Origin of the sequence: Streptomyces sp. NPDC006208 (assembly GCF_040613775.1) — a bacterium.
Taxonomy (GTDB): domain Bacteria; phylum Actinomycetota; class Actinomycetes; order Streptomycetales; family Streptomycetaceae; genus Streptomyces.
Genome location: NZ_JBEXSW010000063.1, coordinates 1 through 22,550 on the forward strand (window position 1 = coordinate 1; position 22,550 = coordinate 22,550).

The 22,550-nt window shown below is 71.0% G+C and carries 16 protein-coding genes; 7 read left to right on the top strand and 9 right to left on the bottom strand.

The genetic code is table 11. The annotated features are described in order from the left end of the window. Positions 1 to 308 precede the first annotated feature (308 nt). Together ABZ208_RS34770 and ABZ208_RS34775 are read left to right on the top strand one after the other, a co-directional pair. On the top strand, positions 309 to 782 hold the full coding sequence (locus tag ABZ208_RS34770; RefSeq protein ID WP_356913430.1) for a carboxymuconolactone decarboxylase family protein: 474 nt from the start codon (positions 309 to 311) through the stop codon (positions 780 to 782). Between the two features lie 152 nt (positions 783 to 934). Beyond that, positions 935 to 1,858 (top strand): RNA polymerase sigma-70 factor, encoded by a 924-nt coding sequence (locus ABZ208_RS34775; RefSeq protein ID WP_356913431.1) that lies wholly within the window; start codon positions 935 to 937, stop codon positions 1,856 to 1,858. A 217-nt stretch (positions 1,859 to 2,075) separates the two neighbouring features. Here the strand turns inward: ABZ208_RS34775 and ABZ208_RS34780 are convergent, their stop codons facing one another. From ABZ208_RS34780 to ABZ208_RS34795, 4 genes are all read right to left on the bottom strand, one after another. Further along, on the bottom strand, positions 2,076 to 2,675 hold the full coding sequence (locus ABZ208_RS34780; protein ID WP_356913432.1) for a class F sortase: 600 nt from the start codon (positions 2,673 to 2,675) through the stop codon (positions 2,076 to 2,078). 94 nt (positions 2,676 to 2,769) lie between these two features. Continuing rightward, entirely contained in the window at positions 2,770 to 3,168 is a 399-nt protein-coding gene (locus tag ABZ208_RS34785; protein ID WP_356913433.1) for a hypothetical protein, read from the bottom strand. 230 nt (positions 3,169 to 3,398) lie between these two features. After that, on the bottom strand, positions 3,399 to 5,444 hold the full coding sequence (locus ABZ208_RS34790; protein WP_356913434.1) for a HAMP domain-containing sensor histidine kinase: 2,046 nt from the start codon (positions 5,442 to 5,444) through the stop codon (positions 3,399 to 3,401). Continuing rightward, complete coding sequence (locus ABZ208_RS34795; RefSeq protein WP_356913435.1) at positions 5,431 to 6,171, bottom strand: response regulator transcription factor; 741 nt, start codon at positions 6,169 to 6,171, stop codon at positions 5,431 to 5,433. The genes ABZ208_RS34790 and ABZ208_RS34795 overlap by 14 nt, the downstream gene beginning before the upstream one ends. Before the next feature lie 478 nt (positions 6,172 to 6,649). On the opposite strand from ABZ208_RS34795, the gene rsgA reads away from it, so the two are divergent. Next, positions 6,650 to 7,795, top strand: coding sequence for a ribosome small subunit-dependent GTPase A (rsgA, locus tag ABZ208_RS34800; protein ID WP_356913436.1), 1,146 nt, complete (start codon positions 6,650 to 6,652; stop codon positions 7,793 to 7,795). Positions 7,796 to 7,853: 58 nt separating this feature from the next. Here the strand turns inward: rsgA and ABZ208_RS34805 are convergent, their stop codons facing one another. From ABZ208_RS34805 to ABZ208_RS34815, 3 genes are all read right to left on the bottom strand, one after another. After that, positions 7,854 to 8,219 (bottom strand): PPOX class F420-dependent oxidoreductase, encoded by a 366-nt coding sequence (locus ABZ208_RS34805; protein ID WP_356913437.1) that lies wholly within the window; start codon positions 8,217 to 8,219, stop codon positions 7,854 to 7,856. Between the two features lie 154 nt (positions 8,220 to 8,373). Then, positions 8,374 to 8,856 (bottom strand): DUF456 domain-containing protein, encoded by a 483-nt coding sequence (locus ABZ208_RS34810; RefSeq protein ID WP_356913438.1) that lies wholly within the window; start codon positions 8,854 to 8,856, stop codon positions 8,374 to 8,376. 52 nt (positions 8,857 to 8,908) lie between these two features. After that, the gene (locus ABZ208_RS34815) at positions 8,909 to 9,907 is read right to left on the bottom strand and encodes a helix-turn-helix domain-containing protein (protein ID WP_356913439.1); all 999 of its coding nucleotides are present in this window, start codon (positions 9,905 to 9,907) and stop codon (positions 8,909 to 8,911) included. A gap of 185 nt (positions 9,908 to 10,092) precedes the next feature. Between ABZ208_RS34815 and ABZ208_RS34820 the strand changes: the two genes are divergently transcribed. From ABZ208_RS34820 to ABZ208_RS34830, 3 genes are all read left to right on the top strand, one after another. Beyond that, complete coding sequence (locus ABZ208_RS34820) at positions 10,093 to 13,839, top strand: S8 family serine peptidase (protein WP_356913440.1); 3,747 nt, start codon at positions 10,093 to 10,095, stop codon at positions 13,837 to 13,839. 133 nt (positions 13,840 to 13,972) lie between these two features. Beyond that, positions 13,973 to 15,748, top strand: a complete 1,776-nt coding sequence (locus tag ABZ208_RS34825; protein WP_356913441.1) for a protein phosphatase 2C domain-containing protein — start codon at positions 13,973 to 13,975, stop codon at positions 15,746 to 15,748. Positions 15,749 to 15,811: 63 nt separating this feature from the next. Beyond that, positions 15,812 to 17,554 carry a pyruvate dehydrogenase gene (locus ABZ208_RS34830; RefSeq protein WP_356913442.1) on the top strand — a complete coding sequence of 581 codons (1,743 nt, stop codon included), beginning with the start codon at positions 15,812 to 15,814 and terminating at the stop codon, positions 17,552 to 17,554. A 61-nt stretch (positions 17,555 to 17,615) separates the two neighbouring features. Here ABZ208_RS34830 and ABZ208_RS34835 read toward each other — a convergent pair whose 3' ends face one another. Then, complete coding sequence (locus tag ABZ208_RS34835) at positions 17,616 to 20,717, bottom strand: glycoside hydrolase family 38 C-terminal domain-containing protein (RefSeq protein ID WP_356913443.1); 3,102 nt, start codon at positions 20,715 to 20,717, stop codon at positions 17,616 to 17,618. 107 nt (positions 20,718 to 20,824) lie between these two features. On the opposite strand from ABZ208_RS34835, the gene ABZ208_RS34840 reads away from it, so the two are divergent. Continuing rightward, positions 20,825 to 21,268: an ATP-binding protein gene (locus ABZ208_RS34840; protein ID WP_356913444.1), complete on the top strand. Its 444-nt coding sequence runs from the start codon at positions 20,825 to 20,827 to the stop codon at positions 21,266 to 21,268. Between the two features lie 36 nt (positions 21,269 to 21,304). Here the strand turns inward: ABZ208_RS34840 and ABZ208_RS34845 are convergent, their stop codons facing one another. Next, entirely contained in the window at positions 21,305 to 22,381 is a 1,077-nt protein-coding gene (locus ABZ208_RS34845; protein WP_356913445.1) for a DUF2637 domain-containing protein, read from the bottom strand. Positions 22,382 to 22,550 lie beyond the last annotated feature (169 nt).

A 22,550-nucleotide genomic window follows, 5' to 3' on the forward strand; every position in this document is an offset into this window, starting at 1 on the left:
GGCCTCCGCGGCCACTTCGCCCTCGGCCGCCTCGGTCTCGGCCTCGGCAGCCTGACCTGCCCGGCGCACACCTGTGCCGCCGCCCCCGGGAGGGTGGCGAGCGCCTCCTGCGCGCTCGGATCTCGGTGCCGTCGGACGACCCCGGTTGAGCCCGCCGGATCCGAGACGGCCGGCCTCGAGTTCGAGACGTCCTCATCCTGACGTGCGCCGACGGTGGGGAGACGCAGGTCACATTCGTCCATGTCACAGGGGGTCGGGCTACCCCGTCTCAGGGGGTGTAGCCACTGACGACCGCAGAGGAGCACACCATGGACGCGCGACTGAACTACTTCGCCAGCCCGACCGCCGGCAAGGCCCTCAAGTACTTCATGTCGGCGGGCAGGACGCTCAAGGACTCGCCTCTGCCGACGGCCACGCAGGAGCTGGTGGCGCTTCGCGTAAGTCAGATCAACGGCTGCGCCGTCTGCATCGACATGCACACCAAAGAGGCCGCCGCGGCCGGCGAGACATCGGTGCGGCTGAACCTGGTGGCGGCCTGGCGGGAGGCCACGGTCTTCACCGGGGCCGAGCGTGCCGCGCTGGAGGTGGCGGAGGAGGGGACCCGGGTCGCGGATGCGGCAAGTGGGGTCAGCGACGAGGTGTGGGCGTCTGCCGCCAAGCACTTTGACGAGGAGCAGCTCACCGCCCTGGTGGTCCTGGTCTCCTTCATGAACATGGCAAACCGGCTGAACATCATCGCCCAGCAGCCGGCCGGCAACTACGAGCCCGGGCAGTTCCACTGAACGGCATCAGACACTGGCTCGGGGCCCGACTGCGGGCTCCGAGCCCCCGGACTCGCGGCGCTACTCCGGCCTGCCGGTGGGCCGGATGATCACGGAAGACGCCTGCGCCGGCGAGTACGGCACGGGAGGGCGTCAGGGGGAGGGGAGTCGGTGTGAGCAAGATCGAGGAGTTCGAGGAGCTGCGGCCGCTGCTGTTTTCGATCGCCTATCGGATTCTGGGCAGTGTGGGTGAGGCCGAGGATGCGGTGCAGGAGACGTGGCTGCGCTTCGACGGCTCGGCGACCCGGCCCACGTCGACCAAGGCTTTTCTGTCGGCCGCGGTGACGCGGATCTCGATCGATGTGCTGCGCTCCGCGCGGGTGCGGCGGGAGGAGTATGTGGGCCCGTGGTTTCCCGAGCCGCTGCTGAGTGATCCGTATCAGGATCCGGCGCGGTCGGTGGAGCTGGCCGACTCGGTGTCGATGGCGGCGCTGCTGCTGCTGGAGCGGCTCAGCCCGCTGGAGCGGGCGGTGTTTGTGCTGCGGGAGGTGTTCGGATTCGGGTTCGACGACATCGCCGCGGCGGTGGGGCGGTCCGAGGCGGCGTGCCGGCAGCTGCTGGTGCGGGCGCGGCGGCACATGGAGGCCGGGCGGCCGCGGTTCGAAGCGGACCGGCAGGAGCGGCAGGAGCTGGCCACGCGGTTCTTCGACGCGCTGAAGGACGGCGACATGGGCGGGCTGCAGGAACTGCTGGCCGCCGATGTGCAGCTGGTCGGAGACGGCGGCGGAAAGGCCCCGCAGCTTGCCAGGACCGTCATCGGCGCCGAGAACGTGGCCCGGCTCCTTGCCTCCGTCTTCCCCCGGATATGCCGGATCGGCGTGACGTTCGAGCCGCACGAGGTCAACGGTCAGCCGGGCGCGATCCTCCACGCCCGGGACGGCAAGGTGCTCCAGACCTTGGCGCTCGATGTACTCGACGGGCAGATCCAGACGATCCGCTCGGTGATCAACCCCGACAAGCTCGGACACGTGGGCCCGGTGGCGGACGCCTGGGCAATCGCCCGCGAGGTGAAGCAGGCCCGTCGGCAGCCGAAGTGACCTCGAGAAGTGGTCCAGGCCGTCTCGTTCGCCGGTGTGGGGTCATTTGCCCCGGGTAGCGTTGCGGCCGCCGCGCCGTGCCGATCAGGACGTGCATGACGCAATCGCATGGTGAACAGGCGGCCTTCGCCCCGCGGCTGACGGGCACTCCGAAACATACGGGCCATGCCGGCGCCGGCTCGGTGGCCCAGGGCTCGAGCCAGGCGCCCACAGGGCGTCAGTCCAGCGTCGCGTAGACGATGAGGTTGTTCACCGGGTGACCCTGGGCATCGAAGTCGCCGTCGCAGGTGATCAGCCGCAGGGCGTGGTCCTCGGTCGGGCCGTAGACCTTCTCGGTGGGGAAGGAGTTCTTGCTGACGCTCTCGGTGCCCGTGACGGTGAAGTGCACCGACTCTCCACGGTCGTTGGTGACGGTGATGTCCGCGCCCCTGGCGATCTTCTTGAGGTCGTGGAAGACGGCTTTGCCGAATCGGGTGTCGTTGTGGCCGATGATGACGGCGGCACCGGCTTCACCGGGCACGGGACCGCCGGTGTACCAGCCGGCTGTCATGCCCTTCTCGGCCGGCGGGACCTCGACGGTTCCGTCCGTGTTGAGACCGAGCTCCATCAGGGAACTGGTGACCCCGATCGAGGGGATGACGACCTTGGCGGGGGCCGCGCGCTGCTTGACCTCCGGGGGAGTGCCGACTGCGGCAGAGGCAGCCGGGCCAGATGGGTCGGGGGCGGACGAGCAGCCGGTGAGCACGGTGAGGAGCGCGAGCAGGGCGAGGGCCGACCGGGTGCCGAAGCGCCGTACCGGATGGTGTGCAGGGGGCAAAGCGGGCTCCAGAGCAGGACTGGGGAACACGCGTGGCGCCGCCCGGCGAAGGGCGGCGCCACCGTTGTGCCGGGTCAGAGATGTTGTGCCCGGGTCAGCCGTCGTGTCGCTCGGCGGAGCGGCGGCGCAGGACGAAGGTGCCGGCCCCCGCGAGCAGCAGAGCGCCGGTGACCGAACCGGCGAGGGTGGTGATGCCGGTGTCTCCGGCCGGGGCTTCGCCTGCGTCGACGCCGCCCCGCGGGAGCTTCCCTGCCTTCTCGGCAGCGGCCTCCTTCTCGGCGATCTTGGCCTTCTCGGCTGCGGCCTCCTTCTCCTTCTCGGCGGCCTCGGTCTCCTTGGTCTCCTTCTCCTCCTTGGGGGAGGGGGTCGCCGACGCGGCCGCGACCGGTGCCGAAGTTCCGTCCGAGGCGACGGCCGCGGCGGCCGGGACGAGCATCGCGCCGGTCGCGGCGGCGGTCAGAACGGCGAAACGCAGGGTGAGATGGCGGGACATGTATGGCTCCAGTTCCAGCCCGGCCTTGGTGGTACCTGGTTGCCGAGCCGCACCAGGTTCCGGGCATGGGCCAACCCTGGCGACCACTTGTCAAGAATCTGTCAGGACGTCATGGTCATCGCATAAGGGCCGGGCGGTGGTCTCCTCGGTCTCCTGGATCTCCTCCGGTCCGTGGAGCTGCCGGATCCGTGCCGTCCGCCGCTTCGCGGGGCCTGCCCTCCGTCTGTCCTCTACGCCGAACCACAGCCGGGCCGCCCCGCCGTACCTTCGCCTGGCGCGGTCGGCAGCCACAGGGTGAAGACCGAGCCCTGTCCCTCGGTGCTCACCACGTTCGCCGTGCCACCGTGGGCCTCGGCGAGCTTGAGGACGATCGCCAGGCCCAGGCCGCTGCCGCCGGTACTCCGGTTGCGGGACTTCTCCGCCCGCCAGAAGCGGTCGAACACGTGCGGGACGTCACCCGCCGGGATCCCGCTGCCGGTGTCGGACACCTCCACGGTCACGCCGTCTCCGGAATCGGTGACGTACGAGCGCAGCGTCACGCTGCCACCGGGCGGTGTGTGGCGTACCGCGTTGGAGAGCAGGTTGCTGACGGCCTGGCGCAGCCGTACGGGGTCGGCGTCGAGCAGCGGCGGACGAGGGGTGCCGGGCGGCGCCTCGGAGACTGCCAGGGTGACGCCTGCGGTGTCGGCCAGAAACTGGTGTGCCGCGGCGACCTGGCCGAGCAGGTCGTCGACGCGTACCGGCTCCAGGTGCAGCCGCAGTGCGCCCGCGTCGGCCGCCCCGAGGTCCTGCAGATCGTTGATGAGGTGCTGAAGCTGCACCGCCTCCTCGAGGAGCGAGGAGACGAACGCCGGGTCCGGCTCGGCCAGACCGTCTTCCGCCGCTTCCAGCCAGCCGCGGATATTGCTCAGCGGAGTACGCAACTCGTGGGCGACGTCGCTGACCATCACCTTGCGCTGCTCCTCGAGCCGGGCCCGGTGCGCGGCCATGTCGTTGAAGGCCGCCGCCAGCCGTCCGATCTCGTTGTCCGAGCCGACGGGTACGGGCGCGGAGTCCAAGCCGTCCCGCATCCGCTGAGCGGCGCCGGTGAGTGCGTGCAACGGGCGTACGAGCCGGGCTCCGGCGATCACCGATGCGCCGATGGTGAGGGCGAGGACCAGGGCCGTGACCCCGGCGATGCGTGCCTTGTTGGCCGGTGAGAGATCGAAACCGGGCGCGGCGACGGTGCCGGGGCCGTCGATGAACAGCAGTGCGGGCGCGGCGACATGGGCGATGAGCTGTTCGCGGCGGGCGCTGGCGACGCAGGCGGCTACGGCCCGGTCGTCCCCGCTGCTGCGGGCCTCGGGGGGACGCTCGCTGAGCCTGCCCAGCGCAGCCGCTTTCTCCTTGTCCGCTCCTGCCAGGGCTGCTTCATCCGCGGCCGCTTGCTGCTCGCCCGCCGTCTCCTCGGGGATGCCGCTCTCGGGCACAGGGAGCACGGCCGGTTGGCCGATGCCCGTGCCTTTCTGCCCGTATCCCCGTTCCCAGGACAGGTCCAGGTCCAGTTTCACGCCCTTGCGGCCCTGCCGCTTCAGGCAGGCGTCGGCCAGTCGGTTGAGTGCGCGGAGGGCCTCCTCCTCGGTCGGGGTGGGGCCGACCGAGAAGGCCGTCAGACACTTCAGTTCCATGGGGCGGTCGGTTTCGTTGCTGACGAACTGGACACGGGGCCGCCCGCTCGGGCTCTCGACGATGTCCGAGGCGATGCCCGCCAGGCTGAGACACTCCACGCTCGAGGCGGTGGCCTCCCGCAGCGCCGCACGTTCCTTCGCAGGCAGCAGGAAAGGCCCTACAGCGCGTGGGTCGATGCGGTCCGCGCCGGCAGACGCGGCATCGGGCACCAGCACGGTGTCGACCGACAGCGGGTCGACCACCGCCGAGGCCTGCGGGGGCAACGGAGCGGCAGACGCGGCGCTCTTGGAGGAGTCGAAGAGCGGCCGCCGGTCCTGGGTGGTCAGCACGATCCGGCGGTGGGACTGCCGGGCCAGTTCTCGCGCGGTGCCGTCGACGCCCTCCCAGCCAGGGTGGGTGGCCGCGTAACCCAGCAAAGTGTTGTAGATCTTCGCGTCTGTACCGAGATCCTGCCCCTGCTCCTCGCGGATCGCACCAGAGGTCGTTTGCACGGCGAGCCAGGCGGTGGCGGCGACCGAGCACGAGGCCACCAGCGCCGACACGGTCAGCAGCTGGCCGCGCAGGCTCTTGCGGAGCGGCAGGCGCGCCCGCTCGTCACGACGACGCACGGCGCACGTTCTTGGCGGGGTCCGTCAGCTTGTAGCCGACACCGAAAACGGTGAGCAGCCGGGTCGGCCGCCGCGGGGCGCGCTCTATCTTCTTGCGTAGATTCATGATGTGCACATCGACGGTGCGGCCGCTGATGTACTTGTCGAAGCCGTGCAGCTCCTCCAGGAGCCGTTGCCTGGTGAAAACCCGGTCGGGCTCGGCCGCCATCGCGGCGAGGATACGGAACTCGCCGGGTGTGCATATGACCGGCGTCCCTTCGACCGACACCTCGTGCCTGGCCGGATCGACCCTGAGCGTGCCGACCGACGCCGCCTCGTCCCCGTCGGCGGGCGCGGCGCCGGTGGCGGGGCCGGCGGAACGCCGGTTACGGCGCAGCAGCGTGCGTACCCGGGCCATCAGTTCACGTGGGCTGAACGGCTTGGTCATGTAGTCGTCAGCGCCGAGATCCAGGCCGAGCAGCAGATCATCCTCGGTACTGCGGGCCGTCAGCATGAGCACCGGCACCTCCCGGCACTCGGCGCGCAGAATCCGCACCACGTCGAGGCCGTCGGCGCGGGGCATCATCACATCGAGAACGAGAAGGTCGGGTTCCTCGTACCGCACCTCGTCAAGAGTCGTCCGGCCGTCCTCGACGACCGTGACCGTGTGTCCCTCGTGCTCCAGATAGCGGCGCACCAGTTCGGCCTGTTTCGGGTCGTCTTCGGCGACCACGATGTTTGCGCACACGCCGGACATCGTATCGAGCCCGGATTTCGGCAGGGGCGTGCGGCTTCATCGGTCTGAGCCACGCAGCCGCGCGCCGCAGGAGCAGGGGGCGTCGGCAAGAGGCCCGGCGTTCATGGCGTACCGAAGGCCGCCGCAGTGAAGAACGCGGTGCAACGAGTCGGTGCCGCAGGCCGTGTGACGGTCCTTCGCGGCGGGTGAGGAGCCGCCGCGCTTCTGGGCACAAAAACCGTTGGCGTCCGGCTGAAGCCTGAGGCTAAGGTTTGCTTCGTTCCCCTGGCGGCCGGTCGGCCGCCGTCGCCGGCTGAGCAAGACCAGGAGGTGTGACCGATGGCTGTCGTCGAGATGGGCGCTGCCCGCATCCGGAAGTTCATCCAGTCCACCTCCGTGGCCTCCGGCTGACCTCTCTCTTCATCCGCGCCGTCGAGCGCGGAGCCGGGGCCACCCTTGTGAAGGGTCACCCTTGTCTTCCTCTTCTCTCATGGGTTCGTCCTCGTCCTCCTCGCATCCCCTCACTCCCTATGGTTGGGACGAGGGCTGGGAGGCCGAGTTCGCCCCGTACGCGGCGCAGGGTCTGCTGCCCGGCCGTGTCGTACGTGTCGACCGTGGTCAGTGCGATGTCGTCACCCCGGCAGGGATCGTCCGTGCCGATACCGAGTTCGTTGTGCCCCGTGACCCGATGAAAGTCGTGTGCACGGGGGACTGGGTCGCTGTCGACCCTGAAGGCGGCGATCCGCGGTATGTGCGGACGCTGCTGCCGCGCCGCACTGCCTTCGTGCGGTCGACGTCGTCCAAGCGTTCCGAGGGCCAGGTGCTGGCCACCAACATCGACCACATCGTCATCTGTGTGTCGCTCGCGGTCGAACTCGACCTCGGGCGCATCGAGCGGTTCCTCGCCCTCGCGATGTCGAGCTCCAGCGGTGATGCGCTGTTGCACACGTCGGCACGTTCCTGGGCGAGCGGCGCCCAGCCCCTCGTCGTGCTCACCAAGTGCGACCTCGTCCCCGACGCCACCGGGCTGTCCTACCTCGTCCAGGACGTGGAGACGACCGCGCCCGGAGTGCAGGTGCTGCCGGTCAGCTCCACGACCGGAGAAGGCATCGACGTGCTCAGCGCGATGCTCTGCGACGGCGCCAGTGTGCTGCTCGGGGCCTCCGGTGCCGGCAAGTCCACGCTCGCCAACGCCCTGTTGGGCGAGGACGTGATGGAGGTGCAGGCCGCCCGCGACGTCGACGGCAAGGGCCGGCACACCACCACGACGCGCAATCTGCTCGTGCTGCCCGGTGGTGGTGTGCTGATCGACACCCCGGGGCTGCGCGGCGTCGGCCTGTGGGACGCGGAAGCGGGTGTGGGCCAGGTCTTCTCGGAGATCGAGGAGCTCGCCGAGGGCTGCCGCTTCCACGACTGCGCCCATGAGGCGGAACCCGGCTGCGCGGTCCTGGAGGCCATCCAGGACGGGTCCCTGCCGGAACGCCGTCTGGACAGCTACCGCAAGTTGCTGCGCGAGAACCAGCGGATCGTCGCCAAGACGGACGCCCGGCTGCGCGCAGAGGTCCTGCGCGGCTGGAAACTGCGGGGCGCCGAGGGCCGTGCCGCCATGCAGGCCAAGCGCGGACGCGTCCGCTGACACCCCCGGCCGGCTCCGTGTGCGACCCGACCCCCGTGCGGGCCGCACACGGAGCCGGTCACTCCAGACCCCAGCTGTAGATCTTCCCGGGGTGGATACGGATCAGCTCGTCACTGAAGTGCGGGCCCAGGTCGTGCGGGCCCGTCAGCAGCTCCGCCTCGCCGCGGATCTCGACGCCGCGCACCTTCCACGGACGGATGCTCAGGATGTCGTCCACCACGAGGGCGACCTTCGGGTTGGCCTTGAGGTTGCGCCATTTCTTCGTCGTGGCGAGGGCGTAGCCGCCGATCAGGATGGTCCCGTCCGGCTGCGGGAAGAAGCCGACCGGGTTCGCCTGTGGCTGGCCGCCCGGATCGACCGTCGCCAGCCGCCCCAGTCGCTGGGAGGAGAGATACGTGCGCTCGGCTGCGCTGAATTCCGCCATACAGGCAGCCTCACACGGGTACGCCGCCCTCCGCATCGGCTCACGGTCCGAGCCACGGCCTAGGACCTCCGACCGGGCCGGCGAGCGTGACATGGCGTATGCACAGGTCAGGATGTCGGGGCCAGGCTCGGCGGGCGGGACTCGACCTCGGGACTCAGCCCCACATCACCGCGCCCATCCACGCCCCCACCACCAGCAGACACGCGAAGAGCTCTACCAGCACACTCGTCCCCGCGGCCCGCATCACTGCCCGTGTGGCCGCCTTCGCCGGGCCGTGGCCGCCCAGACGGATGCGCTCGGAGCCGTAGATCCCCCCGACGAATCCCGGTACCGCCCCCACCACCGGCACCAGGAAGAAGCCCAGCAGCGCGCCCGCGCCCGCGAATACGGCCATCCGGCGGGTGATGCCCACACCACGCAGCCGGCGTGGCGGCAGCAGCCACACCACGACCTGGGTGAGCAGCAGTACCCCGGTCGAGCCCACCAGCAGCGCCCAGGCGAGACCGGTCTTCACATGCAGCGACCACCACAGCATCGCTGCCCACACCAGCCAGGGCCCCGGCACACCCGGGACCAGCACCCCTAGAAGACCCAGCAGCATCACCCCGCCCACCATCAGCAGCTGCCACACGCCCATCTGCCAAGGGTGCAGGATCAGGAGCGTTCACGCAGGTCGCGAATCACGCAATTCAGGGGCGTTCCTGCAGGTCGCGAGCCACCCAGCCCTTCGCGTACGCATGCCAGCCGAGCTGCAGCCGGGTCGACACTCCGGTGAGCTCCATCAGCCCCTTCACCCGGCGCTGCACGGTCCGCAGCCCCAGGTCCAGCTGCTTGGCGACGGCCGCGTCCGTCATCCCGGCGAGCAACAGCGACAGGACCTCGAGATCCGTGGCATCGGGCCCGGCGCTGTCCTGCTCGCTGACCTCGCCGCGCCCGCCGAGGCGCAGCGGCACAGCATCGCGCCACACCGACTCGAACAGCCCCGTCAGCGACTCAAGCAGCCCGCTCGCATGGACGACCAGGGCCGCGGGTTCGGCGCCGCGGCGGTTCAGGGGCACCATCGCGAGCACCCGGTCGGCGATGACGAGCTTTGTCGGCACCCGGTCCACCACCCGGACCTGCTCGTCCCGGCCCAGAGCCGCGCTCACTTCGGTGATGCCGTCCGGCGGCGCCAGCACCTCGCGCTCGATGACGACCCGGTACGTCACCCCGCGGGTGGCCGCCTTCTCCTCCGCCTCGTTGTCCATGCCGGTGACGGCGATCGGCTTGCCGGTCACCAGTGCGCACACCTCCTCCGTCGCGCCCAGCTGCAACTGCACGAAGCGGTGCGCGACGGCACTCGCCCCCGTCACCACCTCCACCAGGTCGTGCACCGCGGGCTCGTCCGACTCCACCCGGTACTCCTGCGCCAGCAGAGCCGCCGCCAGCTCCGCCTGCTCCAGTTCGTGCCGCTGCTGGTTGAGCAGCGCACCCAGCGCCACGCCCGGAGGCGCGGCCACCCAGCGCCCGGTGCGCGCCGACGACTGCGCTGCGAGCCCGTGCTGCTCCAGCCGGCGCAGGGCACGTTCCGTGTCCGGCTCCGGCAGTGCCAGCCGGTGTGCCAGATCGCCCACCTCGGCCGCGCCCAGCGCGACCAACGCGCGGTACGCCGACTCCTGTTTCTCGTCGAGCCCAATCGCTGCCAGCACCGTGACCCCTCCCGGACGTGCATGTATGGGCCGCCGTGGCGGAAAGTGGCCACGGCGTAAACCCGCCGCGTACATCATCCCTGTACCAACCGTCCCTCTGCCAAGGTGGCGCCACCGCAGCACCAACAGCCTTCGGCCATAGGGCCCTTGTGCCCTTTTCCGGCCGGATTCAGATGGGGAGAGCGATGCGTCCGATTTCGCGTACGGCGTTGGGGGCGGCGACAGCCGCCGTCCTGGCCGTCACGGCGGTCGCGCCGTCGGTGGCCGCAGGGCCGCACGACGACACGACCGGGAAAAGACCATTGGTCGGCAGCGAGGCCGCGACCCGGCACAGCGAGCCGCCGGCGACGGTCACCCTGATCACCGGTGACCGGGTCGCCGTCAGCCGCGACCGTTCCGGTACGCCGTCGGCCGCCGTGCTGCCGCGTGAGGACGGCACCTCCGCGCTGGTGCAGACCCGCCGTGCCGGCGACGACCTGTACGTGTACCCCGAGCAGGCCGTCGACGCCCTCGTCTCCGGCCGCGTCGACGAGGAACTGTTCAACGTCACCGGCCTGATCCGCCAGGGCTACGACGATGCGCACACCACCTCCCTGCCGCTCATCGCGACCTACACCGCGGCTGCCGCCCGCTCCGCGCCCGCCACACCGCGCGGTGCGGACAAGAGACTTGTCCTCGACGCCGTCAACGGCGTCGCGCTCACGACCGACAAGAAGCAGGCGGCCGACTTCTGGGCCGATGTCACGGGCACCCGCTCCCGGTCGGCGGCAGGACTGAAGAAGTTGTGGCTGGACCGCAAGGTCGAGGCCACACTGGAGCGTTCCACCAAGCAGGTCGGCGCCGACCTCGCCTGGGCCGCCGGATTCGACGGCAAGGGCACCAAGGTCGCCGTCCTCGACACCGGAGTGGACGCCGAGCACCCCGACCTCAAGGGCCGCGTCGCCGCGGCCGAGAACTTCACCGACTCCGACAGCACCACCGACCGCCATGGCCACGGCACCCACACCATCTCCACCGTGGGGGGCTCCGGAGCGGCAAGTGACGGGAGGAAGAAGGGCGTCGCGCCGGGCGCGGAGCTGATCAGCGGCAAGGTCCTCAACGACTACGGCAGCGGCGCCGAGTCCTGGATCATCGCCGGTATGCAGTGGGCCGTCGACCAGAAGGCCGACGTCGTCTCCATGAGCCTCGGCAGCACCGCACCGACCGACTGCACCGACCCCATGAGCGTTGCCGCCGAGCAACTGTCCCGGACCGAGGGCACGCTGTTCGTCGTCTCGGCCGGCAACTCCGGGCCGACGCTGAACACCGTCTCCTCGCCCGGCTGCGCCCCGAGCGTCCTGACCGTCGGCGCCACGGACCGCGACGACTCCACCGCGCAGTTCTCCAGCCGCGGCCCGGTCCGTGCCTCGCACACCCTCAAGCCCGAGATCGCCGCGCCAGGCGTCGCCATCTCGGCGGCCGCCGCGGGCGGCCGGGGCGTGTACGCGTACCAGGCGATGTCCGGCACCTCGATGGCCGCCCCGCATGTCGCGGGCGCCGCCGCCGTCGTCAAGCAGCGCCACCCCGACTGGAGCGGGCAGCAGATCAAGGCCGCGCTCGTGTCGTCGGCGAAGAGTTCCGTGCCCGGCGACGTACGCGAGACCGGCGCCGGACGGCTGGACGTCAAGGCGGCCGTCGATGCCACCGTGACCGGCGCCCCCGCGGTCCAGGGCGGCACGTTCAACTGGCCGCAGGACGGCAGCGACCGCACCAGTGTCGAGATCCCGTACACGAACAGCGGCGACAAGCCCGTCACGCTCGACCTCGCCGTCCGCTCGGTCACCGGCAACGACGGCTCCCGCGTCCGCTCCGCCGTCGCCCGCCTCGGCGACGGCTCCGTCACCGTCCCGGCAGGGGCGACGGTCAAGGTCCCGCTGACCCTGGACCCGTCGGCCCGCATCGAGCGCTCCCAGTACGGCGACGTCACCGGCCGCGTCGTCGCCACCGCGCGCGGCGGCGTCAGCGTCTCCACCCCGTTCTCGCTGTACGTGCAGCCCGAGACCGTCACCCTGCGCGTCAAGCTTCTCGACCGCGGCGGCGACCCGGCGGCAGGATCGTCCTCGCTGGATGTCGTGAGCACCGACATCGCGAGCGGCGAGCGCCGTTTCAACAGCGGCGCGGCGGACCAGGTGTACACGCTGCGGCCCGGCTCGTACCTCCTGTCCTCCTTCATCACCTCGCCCGACGGCACCGTCAGCTATCTGGGGCGTCCCCAGTTCGAGTTGACGAAGGACACCACGGTGGTACTCGACGCGCGCAAGGCGCACCGCCTGCGCATCAACACCGACCGCGCGTCCGAGAGCCGCACGACCACGCTCGCCTTCGCCCGCAGCTGGGACGACACCTGGCTGCACGCCGGATCCATCACCGGCTCGCGTCTGGCCACCGGCTTCTACGCGGACGTCCAAGGCCGCGCCCGCGACGGCGAGTTCGAGTTCGGCAGCTACTGGCGCGCCTACGCGCCGCTGATCGAGAGGCTCTCGGCCTCCCCGGGCGGCGACCTCCACCCGCTGGCCGCGAGCGTGGGTTCCGTGAACCTCGACGGCACCGGCGAGGCCGAGGTCGTGAACGCGGGAGGCGGCAGTCCGGCCGAACTCGAAGAGGCCGGTGTCAAGGGCAGGTTCGCCCTGGTCCGGCTGCCGGACGAGAGCACTGTGGCGACCACCGTGGCACGCAACGCCAAGGCCGCCGGCGCCCTCGCCGTCATCGTCCACCGCACCGCCCCCGGCCGCTGGCTGCCGGCCACCGGCTTCGGATCGGCACCGCACCCGGTGCTCGGCATCGAGGCCGCCGAGGCAGCGTCCCTGCTCGAACGTCTCGCGGCCGGCCCGGTCACCCTGCGCTGGAAGGCCACCGCCAAGAGCCCGTTCGTCTACAACCTGGGCTTCACCGAGGACGGCCCGGTCACCTCCCACCGCACCTACCGGGTGCACGACAACAAGCTCGGCCGGAACGAGGCCATGTACCACGCGATGGGAGTGAAGACCGACTACATCGACAGCGTCGTCGCCTACCGGCCGACCGGCACCGGCGCCTCGCTCGGCATCGCCGACCTCGTGCCCGCGCCCGGCACCCGCACCGAGTACTACACGGCCGGGGACACGAGTTTCGACCACTACGTCTCGTCCAGCTTCCCCTGGGGCGAGTTCATGATCGACCCGGCGCGTACCTACCGGGCCGGCAGGGTCGGTGAGGAGACCTGGTACGGCGGTGTCATCACGCCCGTCGCACCCCGCGACGCCTCGGGCAAGCAGGCGCTGGCCGCCGAACGGCAGGGCAACCTCATCGGCGCCGCCACCGCGTTCTGGGGCGACAGCGACCACGCGGGCATGGCCGGGTCGTTCGGCGACATCGGCAATCTGCGCCTCACACGCAACGGTGAGGAGATCGGCAACAGCCCCTACCCGTTCGGGGTCTTCGAGGTCCCGGCGGAGGAGGCCGAGTACGAGCTGACGCAGACCACCATGAAGGTCGGCCAGCCGGCCGCTGTCTGGAAGCGCTCCACGCAGGTGCAGACGACCTGGACGTTCCGCTCGAAGCTCGACGAGAACGTGTACTCGCAGGGCATCCCGCTGCTCTTCCCCGCGTACCGCCTGCCCGAGGACGGCCTCAAGACCGTCGCGGCGAAGGACGGTCAGCGGATCGCACTGAGCGCGAGCGGGCACGCGGGCTACGAGGCCGCTGCCCTGACCGCCGCGAAGGTGTCGTACTCGTACGACGGCGGCGAGACGTGGACCGAAGCGGTCACGCAGCGGCAGGGCGACGACGCCTGGACCGCGACCGTGAACCACGCGGACGCGGCGGGCAGGCCGGTCACCCTGAAGACCGAACTGACGGACGCGCGCGGCAACTCCGTCACCCAGCTCGTGGTCGACGCTTACGCGGTGCGGTGAGCCGCTGACCACGATTCCGGTCCGCCGGGCTGCCTTCCCGTGGGGGGTTGGGCCGCCCGGCGGACCTCTTGGCACACATGTCTTTTTCCGGATGCCCAGTTTTCGGATGCCCCCTGCGGTGGACAATGGGGGCATGAGCGAGCAGGGGGAGAGGCCGCCCGCCGAGGACGACTGGTGGGCACGGCTGTACGACGGTCCGGCCCCGGACACGGGCCCGGCGCGGTCGTCGGACGACACACTCGACGACCGCTTCGACTCCGCGGCCGGCACGGTGTCCCCAGGGGGCCCGCCCCCACCTCCGCCGCCCCGGCCCACCTCGTGGTGGGAAGTGCTTGCCCCGGACGCGTCCGGGCACGCGGGGACACAGGTGCCGCACCCGTCCGGTGCGTCGGACGACGGGTCGTCCGTTCCGCGTCCGACCGGGCCGGCCGGGGCTGCGGACCGGCCGACGGTGCCGCGGCCCGGCGGGCCCGGTGCCGCAGGTGACGGGCCGTCCGCCGAGCGGCCGGCAGGCGGTTCGGGCAGCCGGCCGGCCTGGTGGGAGTCACCCGTGACCGGCACGCCGCACGGCACGAGCGAACCGGACGGGCTTCCGCCGTCTACGCCGGGCGCCACGGGCGACGCCCCGTCCGCGCGGCAGCCGGCTGTTCCGCCCGCGCGGCCGCCCGGCGCCCCCGGCCCGGCCGGGCCAGACCGGCCGGGGCAGTCCGGACGGCCGGACGGCGTGCGCGCCGAGGCGGCACCTCCGGGGCAGGGCGACCTTCCTGACGAGGCGTCCGCGTCGCGCGTGCAGCCGTCGGAGCCGGGCGACACGTCACCACCCCCGCCCGGGCGGGTGTACGTACCCGCGCAGACGCGGGCCGAGCCCGACCCCGTGGCCGACCCGCGCTCGGCTGGGCCCGAGACCCCGCTGCGGCCTGTCGCCGGGGTGGTCGGGGGCGGGCCGCCCACCCACGATTCCGAGCCCGCCGCGCTGCCGGCCGCCCAGCCGGACGCTCTGGGCGAGCTCGTTGCCGACACTGTGCTCGACGGGGCCCGGTACGGGTCGTACACGCTCCGGGCCGCATCCGTCCGGGGGGACTCGGCACGCTTCCGGGGCGAGCCCCGCCGCGACGCCCTGCTCACCGCCCGCTTCGGCGACGGGCCGGACGGGCTCGTCCTGGTCGTCGTCGCCGCAGGGGCACGGGCCGCCGAGGGCGCCCATCTCGCCGCGTCCGACGCCTGCCGCCTGGTCGGCGGGGCTGTCGGCCGCAGTCACGCCCGGCTCGTCGAGGACATCAAGGCCGGCCGCCGGGGCAACCTCAAGTCGGGGCTGCACCGCCTGGTGGACCGCAGCTACGGCAAGCTCCGGGCCCGCGCCGCCGAGCTGGGGGTGGAGCCGGAGGAGTACACCGCGAACATCCGCTGCCTCCTGCTGTCCGCGGACCCCGACTGCCGCACCCGCGTCTTCTTCGGCGTCGGCGGCGGCGGGCTGTTCCGCCTCCGCGACGGCGCCTGGCAGGACATAGAGCCCCTGATCCCCGAGCCCGACGCCGTCACCGGCGCCCCTGTGGTCGGCTACGGCTCCCCGCGCGCGGGCGACGCCCCGTCCGAGAGTCCGGAGGGGGACCGGCTCACGATGGACCTGGGCATCCCCACGCCCCCGTCGCCGTACGTCGAGACGCCGCCCCCGCCGCCCGCCGAACCGTTCCGTTTCCGGGCCTCCGTGGCCCGCCCGGGCGACACTCTCCTGCTGTGCAGCACCGGCCTCGCCGACCCCATCCGGGGCGAGCCCGCCCTCGCGAAGGAGCTCGCCGCACGCTGGCGCAGCCCCGAAGCGCCGGGGATGGCGGCATTCCTCGCCGACACACAGCTGAGAGTGAAGGGGTACGCCGACGACCGTACAGCGGTGGCCGTCTGGGAGGCGTAAGGGCTCCGGCCATGGGTTGATGGACCTTCAGGCCGACGAAGCCGGCAGAAGGGTGCGCCTCCCATGGCCAAGCAGAATGTGGCGGAGCAGTTCGTCGACATCCTCGTCCGCGCGGGCGTCGAGCGTTTGTACGGAGTCGTCGGCGACAGCCTCAACCCGGTCGTCGACGCCGTCCGCCGCAACCCCGCCATCGACTGGATCCACGTCCGCCACGAGGAGGCCGCCGCCTTCGCGGCCGGCGCCGAGGCCCAGCTCACCGGGAAACTCGCCGCCTGTGCCGGCTCCTGCGGTCCGGGCAATCTCCACCTGATCAACGGCCTGTACGACGCACACCGTTCCATGGCGCCCGTACTCGCCCTCGCCTCCCACATCCCCTCATCCGAGATCGGCCTCGGCTACTTCCAGGAGACCCACCCGGACCAGCTGTTCCGCGAGTGCAGCCACTACAGCGAGCTGATCTCCCACCCGAGCCAGATGCCCCGCCTGCTCCAGACCGCGATCCAGCACGCCATCGGCCGGGGCGGCGTCAGCGTGGTCTCGCTGCCCGGCGACATCGCCTCCCGGCCGGCCCCCGAGAAGTCGATCGAGCACGCCCTGGTGACCACCCGTCCCACCGTCCGTCCGGGTGACGCAGAGATCGACAGACTCGTCGCCATGATCGACGAGGCCGACCGCGTCACCCTGTTCTGCGGCAGTGGCACGGCCGGCGCGCATGCCGAGGTCATGCAGTTCGCGGAGCGCATCAAGTCACCGGTCGGACATGCGCTCCGCGGCAAGGAGTGGATCCAGTACTCCAATCCCTACGACGTCGGCATGAGCGGCCTGCTCGGCTACGGCGCCGCCTACGAGGCCACCAACCAGTGCGACCTGCTGATCCTGCTGGGCACGGACTTCCCGTACAACGCCTTCCTCCCCGACGATGCCAAGATCGCCCAGATCGACGTCCGGCCCGAGCACCTCGGGCGCCGCTCCAAACTGGACCTCGCGGTCTGGGGCGATGTACGCGAGACGTTGCGCTGCCTCATCCCGCGTGTGCGCGCCAAGGCCGACCGGCGTTTCCTCGACAAGATGCTGAAGAAGCACGCAGACGCGCTCGAGGGCGTGATCAGGGCCTACACCCGCAAGGTGGAGAAGCACGTCCCCGTCCACCCCGAATACGTCGCCTCGGTCCTGGACGAACTCGCGGACGATGACGCGGTGTTCACCGTCGACACCGGGATGAACAACGTCTGGGCGGCCCGCTACCTCACACCGAACGGCCGCCGTCGGATCATCGGCTCCTTCAGCCACGGCTCGATGGCGAACGCCCTGCCGCAGGCCATCGGCGCGCAGTTCACCGACCGCGGCCGCCAGGTCGTCTCCATGTCCGGCGACGGCGGCTTCAGCATGCTGATGGGCGACTTCCTCACGCTCGTCCAGTACGACCTGCCGGTGAAGATCGTGCTGTTCAACAACTCGTCTCTGAGCATGGTCGAGTTGGAGATGCTCGTCGCGGGCCTGCAGCCGTACGGGACCGCCAACCACAACCCGGACTTCGCGGCCGTCGCACGAGCCGCCGGAGCGTTCGGCGTACGCGTGGAGAAGCCCAAGCAGCTCGCGGGCGCGCTCAAGGAGGCCTTCAAGCACAAGGGTCCGGCGCTGGTGGATGTGGTCACCGACCCGAACGCGCTGTCCATCCCGCCGAAGATCAGGGCCGAGATGGTGACCGGCTTCGCGCTCTCCGCCAGCAAGATCGTGCTGGACGGCGGGGTGGGCAGGATGGTCCAGATGGCCAGGTCCAACCTGCGCAACGTGCCGAAGCCCTGACCGGTGCGGTGCGGTGCGGTGCGGTGCGGTGCGGTGCGGGTCAGGGCCTGGGCACGAACGCTCAAGCGGGTGTCAGGCGCAGTGTCAGGATCTGGAACGGCCGCAGCCGCAGCGCAAGTCCTTCCTCGCCGGACTCGGCGTTCTCCAGCGGCCGTTCCAGCAGATCGACGACCTGCGCCCGCAGGACGGGGAATCCCGTCCGCAGTGTGCAGGTGGCGCGCCCGCCGCCCGACTCGTACAGCCGGACGACGACATCTCCGCTGCGGTCCTCGGCGAGCTTGACCGACTCGACGATGACGCGCGCGTTGCCGTCGACCTGCACCAGCGACGTGGCCTGCGGCACCGAGGCCACGCGCAGCGGCAGATTGAGCTCGAGGCCGCCCCGTACCGCCTCGGTGACGGTGCTGCCGGGCAGCAGCGCGTAGGTGAAGCGGTGGGTGCCCAGATCTGTCTCCGGGTCCGGGCTGTGCGGGGCGCGCAGAAGCGTGAGCCGTACGGTCGTGCCGAGCCCCGCTTCGTGCGGGGTCCGGGTCACATCGTGGCCGTAGGTCGAGTCGTTGAGCACCGCGACCCCGAAGTCGGCCTCCGCGACGCGGAGCCAGCGGTGGGCGCAGATCTCGAACCGGGCAGCGTCCCAGCCGGTGTTCTCGTGGGTCGGCCGGTGCACATGGCCGAACTGGATCTCGGCGGCGGACCGTTCGGCATGGATTTCGAGCGGGAAGGCGGCCTTGAGCACCTTCTCGGATTCCTGCCAGTCGACCTCGGTGGCGACGGCGATGCGCCGTGCGTACGACTCGAGCCGGATCTCCTGGGTGATCCGCGATCTGCCGAAGGTCCGCACGACGCGCACTGCGGCCCGGTGCGGCCCCTCCTCGATGAGTTCGACCGAGTCGGCGGCGGTCAGGTCGGTGTGGCTGCGGCGGTAGTGCCGGTCGATGTCCCAGGCGTCCCACTGGTTCGGGTGGTCGGGGTGCAGCTGGAGGAGATTGCCCCGGCTGCCGGGAATCAGCACCTCGCGTCCGGACACACGCACCGACGACAGCAGCCCGTCGCCGTCGACGACCGCCGTGACCCAGTGGTTCTCCAGCGTGATCGTGCCTGCCCCCGGGTCGGCGACCGCGGTCACCGGCTGCTGCCGGAAGTCGCCGAAGGAGCCGGGGCCATGGGCGGGTGCGACGACGGGCGCGAGCACCCGCCCGTCGGGCAGCGGCTGGGTCACGACACCGTCCGGTACCTGGTCCACGTCGAACACCACCGGCTCCTGGCGGACGCACGGAGCCGCGTTCAGCGCCGCAGGTGCCGCATCACCGCCGTCGCCGAGCGCAGCCAGCGCCCCCGCGATCAGCTCTTCCAGATCCGTGCGCACCGCCTCGTACGTGTCCCGCGCCTCGCGGTGCACCCATGCGATCGACGAGCCCGGCAGGATGTCATGGAACTGGTGCAGCAGCACCGTCTTCCAGATCCGGTCCAGGGCGTCGTACGGGTAGGCGTACCGCGGCACGCGCAGAGCGGCCGCCGTGGCCCACAACTCGGCCTCACGCAGCAGATGTTCGCTGCGGCGGTTGCCCTGCTTGGTCTTGGCCTGTGTGGTGTAGGTCGCCCGGTGCAGCTCCAGATACAGCTCGCCGGACCACACCGGCGCCGCCGTCCCGTACTCCGCCTCGGCCGCCGCGAAGAACGCCGGCGGTCTCTCGATCGTGACCCGGGGAGAGCCCTCCAGGTCCCGCAGCCTGCGCGCCTTCTCCAGCATCTCCCGGGTCGGCCCCCCGCCGCCGTCGCCCCAGCCGAACGGCACCAGGGACCGCGTTGCCCGGCCCTTGTCGGCGAAATTGCGCTCCGCGTGCGCGAGTTCGGCGCCGTGGAGCTGCGAGTTGTACGTGTCCACGGGCGGGAAATGGGTGAAGACCCGCGTCCCGTCGATGCCCTCCCACCAGAAGGTGTGGTGCGGCATCCTGTTGAACTGGTTCCAGGAGAGCTTCTGCGTCAGAAACCATTTCACCCCTGCCAGCCTGGCCAGTTGCGGAAAGGCAGCGGTGTAGCCGAAGGAGTCGGGCAGCCAGATCTCCTCCGTGTCGACGCCCAGCTCCTGAGCGAAGAAGCGCTTGCCGTGCACGATCTGGCGGGCCAGTGCCTCACCGCCGGGCATATTGGCGTCGGACTCCACCCACATGGAGCCCACCGGGGCCCAATGTCCTTCCCGCACCGCTTTCTTGATGCGTTCCCAGATGTGCGGCTGATGCTCCTTGACCCACGCGTACTGCTGCGCCTGCGAACAGGAGAAAACCAGCTCGGGGTAGTCGGCGGCGAGCGCGGTGACGTTCGCGAAGGTCCGCGAGGCCTTCCGGACCGTCTCACGCAGCGGCCACAGCCAGGCCGAGTCGATGTGCGCGTGCCCTGTCGCCGAGATGCGATGGGCACTGGGTACGGCCGGCCGGGCCAGCGTCCCGGCCAGCTCGGCGCGGGCCGCGGCCGCCGTGCCCGCCACATCGTGCAGATCGAGGACGTCCAGCATGTTCTCCAGGGCCCGCAGGATCTCGTGCCGCCGCGACCGGTCCGTGGGCAGTTCCCGCATCAGCTCCGAGAGCACCTCGATGTCCAGGACCAGATGCCACACGCTTTCGTCGAGGACGGCGAGATCCGCGGACGCGAACCGGTACAGCGGCCGGTCGCCCGCAGTCAGCACGTCGCCGAGGCGGGTGGGTTCGAAGTCGCGCAGGACGATCGGATTCGCCGCGGCCTCGAGCAGCAGGCGCACCTGCTCGCCGCCTGCCGCGGGCGCTGCGAGGGGGATGTGCCGGTTGCGTGGATGGATGCCCTTGAGCGGGACCCCAGAGGCGTCGTACACCAGTCCTTCGGCCTGGAATCCGGGCCCGTCACCGGTGAAGCCGGGGTCGATGACCGCCTCCACCCGCCGGCCCGCCCACTCCTGCGGCACCGTCCCCTCCAGGCGGAACCAGCTGGTGGACCACGGGGCGCCCCATTCGGTGCCGGTCGCGAACGGCTCGTACGAACCTTTCAGCGCTTCGGCGACGGGTACCGGCTCGCCGGGAGCGTGCCACGCAGCGACGGTGAGCGGGGTCCGCGCCGCATATTGCGCCGGGCGGATGAACTGGCGCAGGGCACGTTCCAGGCGTCCTTCCACCAGCATGCGGTCGTCATGCATCACGATTCCTCTCGGCGGATCCCATGAGTGGTGTTCCCCGCTCGGGGCATGCATCCCCGTGAACGCAAACGAAGCAACAACTCGTTCCGACGTGTAAGTGGGGGAAAATGACTGAGCGTCAGGGACGCGGGGGATCGCACGGCCGGCTGCACCGCAGACTGGGAAACGGGGATCTCACTGCTGTACCCGAAGTCCGACATGCATTACGCGACCTGTTGGTACGACATCCGGCGGAGCCCGAGACCGACGCCGCCCTGTCGGATGTGGCGGATGTCGCGGAGCTGCTGGCGAGCGAGCTGGTGACCAATGCGCTGATCCATACCGATCAGGGCGCGGTGTTCACCGCCACCGTCGCCGCCGACACCCTTCATGTGGAGGTACGGGACTTCATGGCCGGGCTCCCGGTGCCACCGCACGTGCCGCCCGCCGACCTCGGTACGCACGGCAGGGGACTGGTCCTCGTGGAGAGTCTCGCGGACGCCTGGGGTGTCCGCACCACCCATGGTGTGGGGAAAGTGATCTGGTTCGAGCTGCACGGAGGGCCGGCCTGAGAGTCTCGGGCCGGCCCTCTCGGCAGTGTTCCGGGATCAGCCGAACTGCCGCTCAAGGTCCTGGAGTTTGCGCTCCAGGGAGTCGAGGCGGGGCAGGGCCTGCGTGTCGTCCTCCGCCGTGAGGTCCACCGTGAGGGGCTCGGCCCCGCGGGGCCGCACCGCGGACAGGGAGGGCCGGGAGCGCACCGGAACGGGAGCGGGCAGTGGCGGTGGCGCCGGGTCGGCTATGGCAGGCTCCGCTGCCGGCGCCGCGCTCTGCCCGCCGCCGTTCGCGGAGCCCAGGGCCGGCAGTTCGGCGGGGCGGTCGGCCCGGCCGAGCCCCCAGGCCCGGTGCTGCCGGCTGTAGGCCTTGAGCTGAGCGCGGTTCAGCTTCTCGTGGTCGCGCCGGCGCAGCCGGTTCCGCTGCTTCTCCCGCCGGTCCTCGCGTACCTCGTCGACCGCCTCGTCCAGGGTGCGGATGCCCTCGAGCAGCATCAGCGACCAGGCGGCGAAGGTCTCCCGGGGCGCGCGCAGCCACCGTACGATCCGGATCTGCGGCAGCGGGCGGGGCACCAGACCCTGCTCGCGCAGCGCCGCCCGGCGGGTCTGCTTGAGCGCCCGGTCGAACAGCACGGCGGCCGAGAGCGACATGCCCGCGAAGAACTGCGGTGCTCCGTCGTGGCCGAACCCGCGTGGTGCGTGGACCCAGTTGAACCAGGCTGCCGCGCCCGCGAACAGCCACACCAGCAGCCGTGAGCCGAGCGCCGCGTCACCGTGGCTCGCTTCGCGTACGGCGAGGACGGAGCAGAACATCGCCGCGCCGTCGAGCCCGAACGGGACCAGATACTCCCAGCCGCCGGACAGGTTGAGGTTCTGCCGTCCGAAGCCGACCAGGCCGTGGAAGGAGAGTGCCGCGGCGACGGCGGCACAGCAGAAGAGAAGCAGGTAGGAGGCCATGCCGTAGATCGCCTCCTTGCGGCGGCGGCGTTCCTCGCTGCGTTCCCAGGAGTCGTCGGTCACGGCCTTCTCGCCGATGCGCTTGCCGCGCGCGACCACCGTCACAGCCGCCAGGACTCCCACGAGCAACACGCCGCCCGGAAGCAGCCAGTCCAGCGATATGTCGGTCAGTGTCATGTGCGGTGTCCCTTGCGTCGCGTAGGGCGGTTCGGCCGCCCATCTTGGCCGAAGCCGACATGTGCCCAGGGGGTTTCGGGGCAAGAGACGGCCAACGGGGCCATGAGGCACACAAATAGGTATGATCTGCTCGAACTCCAGCTTGAACAGTGGGAGTTGTGTTCGATTC